Origin of the sequence: Bacteroides sp. ET489 (assembly GCF_030518095.1) — a bacterium.
In the GTDB taxonomy this organism is placed as follows: Bacteria; Bacteroidota; Bacteroidia; order Bacteroidales; family Bacteroidaceae; genus Bacteroides; species Bacteroides ndongoniae.
In genome coordinates, this window is sequence record NZ_JAULLJ010000025.1 from 51,472 (window position 1) to 61,835 (window position 10,364).

The 10,364-nt window shown below is 45.9% G+C and carries 13 protein-coding genes; 2 read left to right on the plus strand and 11 right to left on the minus strand.

What is annotated here, in order from left to right:
- Positions 1 to 161: 161 nt before the first annotated feature.
- Positions 162 to 695 (minus strand): GNAT family N-acetyltransferase, encoded by a 534-nt coding sequence (locus Q3C19_RS13125; RefSeq protein WP_302729848.1) that lies wholly within the window; start codon positions 693 to 695, stop codon positions 162 to 164.
- Positions 696 to 716: 21 nt separating this feature from the next.
- Positions 717 to 1,994, minus strand: a complete 1,278-nt coding sequence (locus Q3C19_RS13130) for an IgA Peptidase M64 (RefSeq protein WP_302729850.1) — start codon at positions 1,992 to 1,994, stop codon at positions 717 to 719.
- 186 nt (positions 1,995 to 2,180) lie between these two features.
- On the opposite strand from Q3C19_RS13130, the gene Q3C19_RS13135 reads away from it, so the two are divergent.
- Complete coding sequence (locus Q3C19_RS13135) at positions 2,181 to 2,669, plus strand: Lrp/AsnC family transcriptional regulator (RefSeq protein WP_071148788.1); 489 nt, start codon at positions 2,181 to 2,183, stop codon at positions 2,667 to 2,669.
- Between the two features lie 23 nt (positions 2,670 to 2,692).
- Here the strand turns inward: Q3C19_RS13135 and Q3C19_RS13140 are convergent, their stop codons facing one another.
- From Q3C19_RS13140 to Q3C19_RS13170, 7 genes are all read right to left on the minus strand, one after another.
- Entirely contained in the window at positions 2,693 to 3,181 is a 489-nt protein-coding gene (locus Q3C19_RS13140; protein ID WP_302729853.1) for a dihydrofolate reductase, read from the minus strand.
- Positions 3,182 to 3,203: 22 nt separating this feature from the next.
- The gene (locus Q3C19_RS13145; protein WP_071148790.1) at positions 3,204 to 3,998 is read right to left on the minus strand and encodes a thymidylate synthase; all 795 of its coding nucleotides are present in this window, start codon (positions 3,996 to 3,998) and stop codon (positions 3,204 to 3,206) included.
- Between the two features lie 305 nt (positions 3,999 to 4,303).
- The gene (gene cls, locus Q3C19_RS13150) at positions 4,304 to 5,512 is read right to left on the minus strand and encodes a cardiolipin synthase (RefSeq protein WP_302729867.1); all 1,209 of its coding nucleotides are present in this window, start codon (positions 5,510 to 5,512) and stop codon (positions 4,304 to 4,306) included.
- Positions 5,513 to 5,628: 116 nt separating this feature from the next.
- Entirely contained in the window at positions 5,629 to 5,955 is a 327-nt protein-coding gene (locus Q3C19_RS13155; protein ID WP_277122863.1) for a DUF5056 domain-containing protein, read from the minus strand.
- Positions 5,942 to 6,487, minus strand: a complete 546-nt coding sequence (locus Q3C19_RS13160) for an RNA polymerase sigma factor (RefSeq protein WP_277122865.1) — start codon at positions 6,485 to 6,487, stop codon at positions 5,942 to 5,944. The genes Q3C19_RS13155 and Q3C19_RS13160 overlap by 14 nt, the downstream gene beginning before the upstream one ends.
- Positions 6,484 to 7,182: a DUF6249 domain-containing protein gene (locus Q3C19_RS13165; RefSeq protein ID WP_302729857.1), complete on the minus strand. Its 699-nt coding sequence runs from the start codon at positions 7,180 to 7,182 to the stop codon at positions 6,484 to 6,486. Before Q3C19_RS13165 ends, Q3C19_RS13160 begins: the two co-directional genes overlap by 4 nt.
- 137 nt (positions 7,183 to 7,319) lie before the next feature.
- The gene (locus Q3C19_RS13170; RefSeq protein WP_302729859.1) at positions 7,320 to 7,850 is read right to left on the minus strand and encodes a hypothetical protein; all 531 of its coding nucleotides are present in this window, start codon (positions 7,848 to 7,850) and stop codon (positions 7,320 to 7,322) included.
- Positions 7,851 to 8,026: 176 nt separating this feature from the next.
- On the opposite strand from Q3C19_RS13170, the gene Q3C19_RS13175 reads away from it, so the two are divergent.
- On the plus strand, positions 8,027 to 8,251 hold the full coding sequence (locus tag Q3C19_RS13175; protein WP_302729861.1) for a hypothetical protein: 225 nt from the start codon (positions 8,027 to 8,029) through the stop codon (positions 8,249 to 8,251).
- 90 nt (positions 8,252 to 8,341) lie between these two features.
- Here the strand turns inward: Q3C19_RS13175 and Q3C19_RS13180 are convergent, their stop codons facing one another.
- Together Q3C19_RS13180 and Q3C19_RS13185 are read right to left on the minus strand one after the other, a co-directional pair.
- A complete protein-coding gene (locus tag Q3C19_RS13180) occupies positions 8,342 to 9,145 on the minus strand; it encodes a hypothetical protein (protein ID WP_302729863.1) in 804 nt (267 codons plus the stop codon).
- A gap of 19 nt (positions 9,146 to 9,164) precedes the next feature.
- Positions 9,165 to 10,076, minus strand: coding sequence for a YafY family protein (locus tag Q3C19_RS13185; RefSeq protein ID WP_302729865.1), 912 nt, complete (start codon positions 10,074 to 10,076; stop codon positions 9,165 to 9,167).
- Between the last annotated feature and the right edge of the window lie 288 nt (positions 10,077 to 10,364).

The following is a 10,364-nucleotide window of genomic DNA, read 5'->3' on the forward strand; positions in this document are numbered from 1 at the left end:
ATGGCTTAGGAAGGAAATAATTAACGACTCAAAACACCTTGAAATATACTTGGAAAAATCTTCGGAACTGGGGCCGGATTTTTTCCCAGTTAGGAAAATAAAATTCCCCAGTTAGGAAAATATTTTTTCCTAACTGGGGAGAAAAATGGGGGTAAGTATTCTTATTTCACGTTGTATACTTCCCGATAGATAAGATTCTTTATTTCATCAAAAGATTTTTCACATTCCAGATTACCGTATACCATAAGGTGCATGGGCAGGTACATGTCACCCGCTTTGTAAGGAGGTTGCAGGTACTCCTTTTCCCATAAGCTGAATCCTTGTCTCTGATAGAATCCGATGCGCCGTTTGGCCATTTCTTCTACAGGTGTTTCTACTTCCAGTACGATGGGACGGTGCAGTTCCTCGCAAAGTTTGTTTAGTACCGTTTTGCCGTAGCCACCATTTCGTTGCGCAGGATCGATGGCAAAGTGCTCTACATAATAAAACTGTCCGAAATCCCAGTAAGTGATAAGTCCGATGGGGGCGCCGTCGTTCAATATAATGTTGTTATAAAAGATCTCTTTTGAGTCGGTATATTCCCGTTCTTCTTCTAAAGCGCGGTATTCGTCTGTTGGGAAAGACGCCACTAGCAGTTGCTCCATGTACTGATAATGCGGAGAGCGTGAGTCGGTGATACGTTCGAATGTAATCATAGAAATATGGGTTAAAGGTGATTATTTGGTATAGAAATCAATCATCCGTTGGATGGCACGCTGACATACGCGGCAGAAAGTTGGATAACTGTTGGTACGCATGCGGCAGTCGTCGGCCGGACGGTAAACGCCTTTCGAAGAATAGCCTCCGCCTTCGTATACGCCTACGGGATAAGTCTCGCTTTGCTCTGTCGGCGTAGGAACCGGTGTGCCCGGAGCCAGTATATCTTCCCACTTGGAGGCAAAGTCGACGCGGGTAGTGATGTTTTGTTCCCACGGTTCGATGTCCAGCGGATACATGCCCGACATGACATCGTCATCGTAGAAGTATTCGTCGCCCAGCCCGGCAAAGCTATGGCCGAATTCGTGTACCACTACAGGACGGAATTGCGGATGATGGGCAGTTGTCAGTGTGTACGAATTGTAGATGCCTCCGCCGCCATACTCTTCGGTATTGGCCAGGATGATGATGTGTTCGTAAGGGATGCCGGCCAGTGCGTCGTGGATGGATTTTACGCGCGAGGTGGTCAGGTATCTGTCCGAATAGAACGTGCTGAAGTGTGAGCTGAATGCCGTGTGCTTCCATTCGCCCAAACGGGGAATACTTACGCCGCTGTCTTGCGAAGGGCTGGCAACGGCTACGATGTTGAAACGCGACTTCAGACTTTTGAACGGTTCGTGGGCAAACAGGCTTTCGCAGGCGATGTCGGCGTCCTGATAGAAGGTTTCTATTTCGTCGGGTGTATATCCTTCGGCCAGGATAGCTACGTCAATGCACTGTTCGGCGCTGCCGCTTTGCAGCAGATATTTGTGCGGGGTGATGTGCGACTGTCCTTTGTGGTGAATCAGGATGTCGTCGGGATTGACGATGTGCTTCAGCTTTGCCTGTACGTTGCGGCGCAGGTCGAACAGCGTAATTTCTACTTCAACCGGACGGAGCGGGTAGGGAATCAGGAAAGTATTTTCGAATCCCTTTACCGTCTGCTGTGCTTCGTCAGTCTCCAGCCATTCCTGAAAAAGTGATGAGAAAGATGTCTTGTAGATGGCTTTTCCGCTTTGCTGGTCTTTTACGACCACTTGTCCGTTTCCTTCCAGGGGCAATTCGTCCAGATGGTGTTTCCGTCCGGCCCATCCGGGCAGGGAGCAGAGTTCGTCCAGGCAGATTTCCTGTCGGGTTGCGTTTCCGGTAAAGATGTAGTCCAGCCGAAGCGTCTTGTCGGCAAAATAGTCGTTGAAGTTTTGTGCAGATGCAGCCGCAGACATGCACAAACCTATCAGGAACAATCCAATTTTTCTCATATTCGTTCGCATTTATTTATATCCACAAAGATACGTGCTTTGTTTTGCATCTGCAATTTTATTTCTTTCTTTGTCATAAAAGTTATAAATCGGATAGAAAACGAGAAAAAAATGACTAACTTTGCACAAAAGCCGTGTGTGAACACGGGAATAAAGTAAGTTACTTATTAATCATTTGAATCGAAAATGGGACATCATCAATTGGATACTTTAGACGAACAGATCTTGAAACTGATTGCTGACAATGCGCGTATACCTTTTCTGGAAGTAGCCCGTGCCTGTAACGTGTCGGGTGCTGCCATCCATCAGCGCATTCAGAAGCTGACTAATCTGGGCATACTGAAAGGCTCGGAATTTGTGATTGATCCGGAGAAAATCGGGTACGAGACTTGTGCCTATATCGGCATTTATCTGAAAGATCCTGCTTCGTTCGATGCCGTGACAAAGGCATTGGAGGCCATTCCTGAAATTGTGGAGTGCCACTTTACGACAGGTAAGTACGACATGTTCATCAAGTTGTATGCCCGCAACAATCACCACTTGCTGAGTATTATCCACGACAAGTTGCAACCGCTGGGGTTGGCTCGGACCGAAACGCTGATTTCGTTCCACGAAGCCATCAAGCGCCAGATGCCGATTGTGGTGGAAGGCGAGGATGACGAGCTGGACGCTTGATTGTGCGGCTTGACAGGGATGGGCTACTTCTTTACGTAGTCGGCAAAGGCATAAGGGCAGGGATGTTTTTCATCGGCAGGATGAGACTCCCTGCTTTTTTCTTTCCATACGGCGGGATCGACGGTAGGGAAATAGGCATCGGCCTGTGGTGCCTCGTCGTCTATTTCGGTCAGGCACAGGCGGTCGGCCAGCGGAAGAGCCTGACGGTAGACGCTTTCGCCGCCAATGATGTAGATGTCTTCATCGCTGCTGCAATGTTCCAGCGCCTCCTGCAAGCTGGTGAACACTTCGGCACCAGGACATACGGTGGCGGCGTTGGACGACAGGACGATGTTCCGCCGGTTGGGCAACGCGCCTTTGGGCAGCGACTCAAAAGTTTTACGTCCCATGACGATGGTGTGTCCGGTGGTCAGTGCTTTGAAACGTTTCAGGTCGTTGGGCAGCCAGAACAGCAGTTTGTTCTGGTAGCCGATGGCCATGCGGCGGTCGACGGCGGCGATGATGCTGATCATATATCTTAGGTTTGTTTCAGGGTTATACAGATACTTTTCCGGCAATGTGCGGATGCGGGTCGTAGTTCACCAGTTCGAAGTCCTCGTACTGGAAGTCGAAGATGTTTTTTATATCCGGATTGATGCGCATCTGCGGCAGTGGACGTGGTTCGCGCGTCAGTTGCAGCTTTACCTGCTCCAAATGGTTCAGGTAGATGTGTGCATCGCCCAGTGTGTGGATAAAGTCGCCTGCTTTCAGGCCGGTCACTTGTGCCATCATCTGTAGTAGCAGGGCATACGAGGCGATGTTGAACGGAACCCCCAGAAAGGTGTCGGCACTGCGTTGATACAGTTGCAGGCTCAACCGCCCGTTGGCCACGTAGAATTGGAAGAAGGCGTGACAGGGAGGCAGGTTCATGTTGTTGAGGTCGCCTACGTTCCAGGCGCTTACGATGATGCGGCGCGAGTCAGGATTGTGCTTGATGGTCTCTACCGCTTCGCTGATCTGGTCGATGAAGCCACCTTGATAGTCGGGCCAAGAACGCCATTGATAGCCGTAGATGTGTCCCAGATCGCCGTCAGCGTCGGCCCATTCGTTCCAGATGCGCACACCATGGTCTTGCAGGTACTTCACGTTGGTGTCGCCCCGCAGGAACCAGAGCAGTTCGTAAATGATGGATTTCAGGTGCAGTTTTTTGGTTGTCAGACAGGGAAAACCGTCTTCCAGATTGAAACGCATCTGATGTCCGAACACGCTGATGGTACCTGTTCCGGTACGATCGCTTTTCTCGACGCCTTCGGTCAGTATGCGGTTGAGTAGGTCTAAATATTGTTTCATTGCAAGGATATAGTTACTGATAGAGAGATTCCAACCCTTTCTTTCAGACGTTTATTGGTCCTGTAAATAGCTGTATTTCTGCTATTTCTATACCGAACCTATTCCGTCTTCAGAAACAAGGCCGTTGCAAAGTTAATTCTTTTGGTGATAAATCGGTACTGCCGACTTTAAAAAACTTAGTGGGCTTTCAGGAGGGGCTTTGTGGGATACTTGCACGGCTCGTGAGCCACACTTGCAATCCATTTGTTCGACACTTGTGTTGTTCGCGAGCCGTGCAAGTGTCCCACAAACAGCGTACAGACAGGTCAGAGGAACGGCGTAAACAGGTTGCCGAACCATCCCACGAACTTTTTCCATGCCGAACGTTCTTTCCACACTTCGGGAGTCAGCAGTGTGCTGCGTCCTTTGTCATGTTCGAACATCTCGGTCAGTTCAGCTGTCGTTTCGGGGTCGAAGATAAAAGCATTGGTTTCGTAGTCGTAGCGCAGGCTGCGGCTGTTCAGGTTGGCCGTACCTACGGTACAGAAGCTGTCGTCCACCATCATAACTTTGGAGTGATGGAAACCGCCGTTGAACAGATATACTTTGGCTCCCCGCTTCATCAGTTTGTGCAGGATGTAGAAGGCCGCTTCGGGCGTAAACGGCACGTCGGATACTTTGGGCACCATAATCTCGACCTGTGTTCCTTTTTTCAGGGCGTATTTGAGGGCTTCACGAATGGATTTGGTGGGTACGAAGTAAGGATTTACAATCCGGATCAGGCTGTCGGCCGCACGTATGGAAGTGGCGTACGCTCGGCTGATGGAGCGCGGTGTTTCACGCGGCGTACGGTCTACAATCATGATTTCTTCGGCAATGCTGTCCGGCAGCTGGGGCGTGTCCGGAAAGTATTCCGGTCCGCCGATGTGTTGTCCGGTTTCGCGGTTCCACATGGTCAGGAAGATGCCCTGCAGGTAGCGGACTGCATCGCCGTCGATGCGTGCATGTATGTCGTGCCATTCGCCTATCTTGGGTAAACCTTTGATGTAATAGTCGGCTATGTTCATGCCTCCCGTGTAGCCAATCTTCCCATCGATCACTACGATTTTCCGATGGTCGCGGTGGGCGGCATGATTGAACCAAGGGAAGGTGATGGGGTCGAACTTTATGATTTCGATGCCTCGTTTGCGGATGGCTTCCAAATGTTTTTTCTTCAGCGGGCTGCTGTTCGACCAGTTACCAAAAGCATCGAACAGGGCACGCACTTCCACGCCTTCGGCCGCTTTCTGGGCCAACAGGTCGAACAGGGCGTTGGCGATGGAGTCGTTGCGGAAGTTGAAATATTCCAGATGGATGTGATGTCGGGCGCCGCGAATGGCTTCGAACAGGTCGGTGAACTTGTCGTGACCGTTCATCAGCAATTCCACTTTGTTGTTATAGGTCAATGGGGCTCCCATTTGTTTCAGCCGGTTCATGACGATGCTGTCGCTGGTGCTTTGTGCATGCACATACCCTGCAAACAGAAGCAGGAACATAGTCAGGCTGACGGTGATATGTATTAAAACTTTCTTTGCCATTTTAGTTTTTTAAGTGGGCAAAGATATAACATATCATCGATAAAAATGTTTTTCCTTTACGAAAAAACGTTTATTCAAGCCAGCGAAGCTATTTTGCGGTACATCAGGAACAAAAGAACGCCCAAGGCTATCGCTATCGAACGTGGGTCGGCCTGTTCCATGCCGTTGGCTACGGTTGTGGTGAATGTTTCGCGCAAAGTGTCCCATACCAATTGCAGACCATCCATCAGGACAAACAGTACGGCAGCCAGCGTAAATCCGCCAGCCGTCCACAGGCGTGCCAGACGGCTGTTCCGGTTGGGCAGGTGGTGCATCACTCGTCTGCTGAAGCCGTTGTCGGCTACTTCCTGCCGGTTTTCGGCGAAGAAGTTTTCCAGTAGTTTATCATTATTTTCCGTCATAACCATTTTGCTTTAAGTAAGTTGCCATCTTTTCCTTGGCCCTCGAAAGGTGGCTTTTTACGGTTCCCGTGGGGCATCCGGTGATTCCTGCTATCTTTTCGATACTCTGGTCCTCCAGGTAGAACAGGGTGATGCAGGTACGTTCTATGTCTTTCAGTGTAGCGAGTGCGCGGTGCAGGTCTGTCTTCAGGCCAGTGTCTGGCTGTCGGGTGCTGCATTGGGCATCTACCCGCATAGTGTCCAGGTCGTCTGTCTCTTTCCGACTGCGAAGATAGTCATAATATTGGTTGTAAGCAATACGGTAGAGCCAGGTAGAGAAGCTGGACAGGTTGCGGAACGAAGCCAGATTGGTGTAGGCCCGTATGAAGGTTTCCTGCGCCAGGTCGTCGCTCAATTCGCTGTCGCCGCAAGTCTGGTTCAGGAAAAACCGTCGGACGGCCGACTGGTATTTCCTGACCAACTGGTCGAAGGCCCTGTTATTATGAAACACTACGACCTGCGCAATCAGCGATAAGTCGTTGAGTTGGTTCATCGTTGTGTTTCGTTTTGGGCGTCAGAATCATTTTCTTTTTTGGTATATTTCCCTTCGCGTTCCATTCGGATGAAAGGGGCACCGTTGTTACGTTCGGGTTGGGTATAGTAGATGACTACCTGTCCGAAACCTGTAAACATGATAAGCAAACCGATGCAGCCCAGGCCGAATTCGCCTGTCAGAGCCCACAGGAAGATGAACAGTCCGATGCCGAGGAAGATGTTTTTGATGCCACGGCTGCGCAAGTCACGGTTTTCAACCTCTTTGAAGAAATCGGGAGGTAGTTGTTGTCCGCTGGCCAGTGCTTGTTCGGCCAGGCGGTATTTGGCTTTCCGATTCTTGTAGCGGAAATAGAAGATGATGAAAATGAGCAGTGCCGGCAGGCCGAACACGAAGATAATGGCAGTCATGGCAATGATAGTTTCGGGCGCTTCGTCGCCGAAGTTAAAGCCTACCCATTGCAGGCCGCTGCTACTGTTATGGTGTTGGTAAGGTTCGTCGTCGCTGTAGGTGCTGCTACCTTCATAGATGGTGATACTCAGTGTGTCGGTAGTCCGTTGTCCGTTTATCATGGTGTCCGTCAGTTCGATGACGCGTTTCTTTCCGTTTACGCTATCGGTCACGGTGCGGTTTTCAGCTTGTATTCCTAAGCAAATGGCGGCCATCAGGCCCAGAAGTAAAAGGATGCGTTTCATATTCGTTTGTTTTTAGTTTCTTTGGTTCTTTGTCTGTTTAGACGGAACATCCCCCCGGCAAGGTTGCAAAGAAACGATTTTTTTTTAGGATTTTGCTTCAGGATTTCTTTTTTGATAGTATCCTTTTCCCTTAAATGTTATTGTTGACGAATAATGGTTGGGATCAGCTCTTTGGTACGTTGTTTGATAATGCAATCCCACAGACAGGATTCATGCAGAAATAATATGGGGACATATTGGTTGTAATAGTTGAGGAACTGTTTGTTGAAAGGGACACATTCGCTGGCATGATAATTGTTGATGAGTTTTTTCCAGTTCCATTTGTCAACGAACTTGTCTATAATCTCATAACTGAATTCTATTTCCTGAGAATCGGAAAGACAGTTCCAATCCCAATAGTCTTTATAGATTTCAAGGTTTTCGGGAGTGAAAACCGTTTTGTTGCTACAGTATGAAAATACATTCCAATTGATGCGGCTTTTAAACATTTCAAGCATGGATGTTGTCCATACAATGTTGTTATTGTAGGAAATGCGATTCCAATTTACTTCATTTTGGAATTTTTCCAATAATGCCTCTGTCCACGGAAAATCTTCTGATACTTCTTTCCAAGCTTCTTCTTCGATTGTTTGATGAAGAAAATCCGATTTCACTGTTTGATTTGTCATAATTGCGATTTCGTTAATAGTTATGGGGCAAATGTTCATTGTAGCAGTCTCATTTTTTGTGACATGTTTAGGGAAACTGTATTTTTCGACTTGTAACAGGGAATGAGACAGCTCGTTCTTATTTTTGTCGTTGCCAATCAGACAATATTAGTATTAACACTTAAAAACTTACAATTATGCCACTCTGGAAAATTTCAGCAAGAAACAATTGGAATTGGGGTAAAGACATGGTGCTGACGAAAGGTATGTACATCGAACTTAGTACGCAATCTACAACGCCTCCTATCGGACAGCCTCAATATCAGGAAACGATTGCAAAAGCATTCAACACCAAGTATTCTACCAAGTTCGACAAATCGAAGATGAATGCTTCGCATCTCGTTTGTGAAAAGATGGGGTGAGGCTTTGCCTTTAAGAAAACGGCTCAATCCTCGTTGATGGAGGGTTGAGCCGATTTTATTGATTAGATACTTGTAGATATCAAAGAATTATCAGTTGTACTGCTTTACTATATCAGCTATTAATTTAGCTGCTATTTTTGCCCGAGTATTCCATGTTCCACTTCTACTTATTCCTATCATATTTGGATAATTGGGGGATATCATAATACCTCCTTCTTTTTTTTGAAACTTTCCCCAGGTATAATCTGAAATAGTTTGGGTTCCAATACATAGTATGGCTTTGGGTTTGATAAAATCTGCTATAAAATCCTGTATTTGATGAATGAAGATTTTTCGAATATCCCATTCTTCTTCACATGATTTAATTTCAGGAATAGCTTTGTTATTTATCATCTTTTTGAAAAGATTCTTTAACTCTTGACTCGATTTGGTTGCAATAGGATAGATATTTATAGCCATTATTTTTGATTCGATATCATTACTCCATTTGGGCCTTTTGAATGTTTGATATTCAGAATCAATGCCTAATTCTGCCACATATTGATATAAGAAATCTATAATATTAGCTGGAAAAGAATTTCCTCTGGCTTGATTGGTTTCCCACCATTGTCGTCTATTTTTACGTGCATTTCCTAACTCGAAAAATCCGAATGGCCTTTCTCCCGTATATACAAGATGAGCTCCATCTTTATTCCAGTCGCGATATTTTCCATGCGCAGGATTATAACCTAAGAATAGTATATCAGGTTTATAATTGAGATATCCGTCAATGGTAATTGCACCAGTGTATTCTGGATATATGTCTTGATTCTCTGTTAACACATCAAAATAAGGACGGTACTGCTTTTCTAAGTTATAAAATGCTTTACGGAGTTCTAATTCTTCTTTTTTCATACTTTTAGTTTTTTAAGAGTTATATGTTCTTATACATATTCCATAAGTCTTTCACCCAACTGTACATCTGTTTCCGTAAGGATTCAGGTTCCAGCACCTCGACCAATGCTCCGGCATGAAGTAATTCCATGGCAAAGTCGTAGGTAGGGCGAAGAGAAAGTTCATAGTCTGCATAGGTATCGCATGTGTATATTTCTTTTTGCGAAGGATGGAGTGGCAGAGTTCGAAGATAATTCTGATGTGGTTTGTAGGCGCGTAGTATAATTCGTTGCTCTTTTACCGTTTCATCGAGTACTATGCCGAAATAAGAGGAGAAGTATTCCTTTGCATCAAAATCTTTGGGTAGATTGAAATGTTGCTCTGTAAGTTGTGCATTCACAATTCGGTCAAGAGCATAAATACGCAACTTGTTTTCATGGACGCTCAAAGCCAGTGTGTACCATCGTTTCTGAAACATCTTTAGGCAATAGGGGCAGATGGGGAATGAGAGTTCTTTTTCGGTGATGAAATTTTTATAGGTGAGGACTACGACCGTATTGTCTTTCATGGCATTGATGATAAATGCCAGGAAGTCTCTGTTCGAAGGGATTTCCTCTACTAAAATGCGGTTGTACAATGAGGCATGCTTTGATAGGGCATTGACAGTGCTATAAGTGTCAAGCAACCATCGGCTCAGTTTGCAGTCAGATAAAATCTCTGGATTTTCAATGTAATATCGGTAACCGCCTTTGGTATGACATTCTATGATTACGCCCAGTAAGTCCAAAATATTTCCTTTCCAGCGGTCGAATGTTTGGCGTGGAATGGGTTCACCACAGCTTAAGGTTTCATTGCGTACCCACTTTTCATTCAGTTCTTTTAAAGATATACCGCGTTCGCCTGCTTGATGCAGGGTATCGACTACCCAAATGTATTTATTTAGTATTGACATGGTATCAGAAAGTTTGCTATCCTTTTGTTAAGTTCTGGTTTTCAAATCTATAAAAAAACTACTTATATCAAAAATAGTTATGTGCAAAGAAAGGAGAATCCTGTCTCAAATTATGTTACAGGGTTATGAATAGTTTTCTTGGTTTCTAACTGATTTTACGTGAGTGTTTGTAAATTCTGAGGTTTTGATAGGTTCAATATTTGAACTGTATAATACCTACATATAAGTACATCAGAAGTTTGTTTACTAGCATAAATAGCCTTATCTTTGCGCCTTCAAATTTAATCA

Excerpts from the sequence above, each read along its gene's own strand:
- Q3C19_RS13125 (WP_302729848.1), bottom strand. The coding sequence starts at position 695 with ATGATTACATTCGAACGTATCACCGACTCACGCTCTCCGCATTATCAG.
- Q3C19_RS13130 (WP_302729850.1), bottom strand. The coding sequence starts at position 1,994 with ATGAGAAAAATTGGATTGTTCCTGATAGGTTTGTGCATGTCTGCGGCT.
- Q3C19_RS13135 (WP_071148788.1), top strand. The coding sequence starts at position 2,181 with ATGGGACATCATCAATTGGATACTTTAGACGAACAGATCTTGAAACTG.
- Q3C19_RS13140 (WP_302729853.1), bottom strand. The coding sequence starts at position 3,181 with ATGATCAGCATCATCGCCGCCGTCGACCGCCGCATGGCCATCGGCTAC.
- Q3C19_RS13145 (WP_071148790.1), bottom strand. The coding sequence starts at position 3,998 with ATGAAACAATATTTAGACCTACTCAACCGCATACTGACCGAAGGCGTC.
- cls (WP_302729867.1), bottom strand. The coding sequence starts at position 5,512 with ATGTTCCTGCTTCTGTTTGCAGGGTATGTGCATGCACAAAGCACCAGC.
- Q3C19_RS13155 (WP_277122863.1), bottom strand. The coding sequence starts at position 5,955 with ATGACGGAAAATAATGATAAACTACTGGAAAACTTCTTCGCCGAAAAC.
- Q3C19_RS13160 (WP_277122865.1), bottom strand. The coding sequence starts at position 6,487 with ATGAACCAACTCAACGACTTATCGCTGATTGCGCAGGTCGTAGTGTTT.
- Q3C19_RS13165 (WP_302729857.1), bottom strand. The coding sequence starts at position 7,182 with ATGAAACGCATCCTTTTACTTCTGGGCCTGATGGCCGCCATTTGCTTA.
- Q3C19_RS13170 (WP_302729859.1), bottom strand. The coding sequence starts at position 7,850 with ATGACAAATCAAACAGTGAAATCGGATTTTCTTCATCAAACAATCGAA.
- Q3C19_RS13175 (WP_302729861.1), top strand. The coding sequence starts at position 8,027 with ATGCCACTCTGGAAAATTTCAGCAAGAAACAATTGGAATTGGGGTAAA.
- Q3C19_RS13180 (WP_302729863.1), bottom strand. The coding sequence starts at position 9,145 with ATGAAAAAAGAAGAATTAGAACTCCGTAAAGCATTTTATAACTTAGAA.
- Q3C19_RS13185 (WP_302729865.1), bottom strand. The coding sequence starts at position 10,076 with ATGTCAATACTAAATAAATACATTTGGGTAGTCGATACCCTGCATCAA.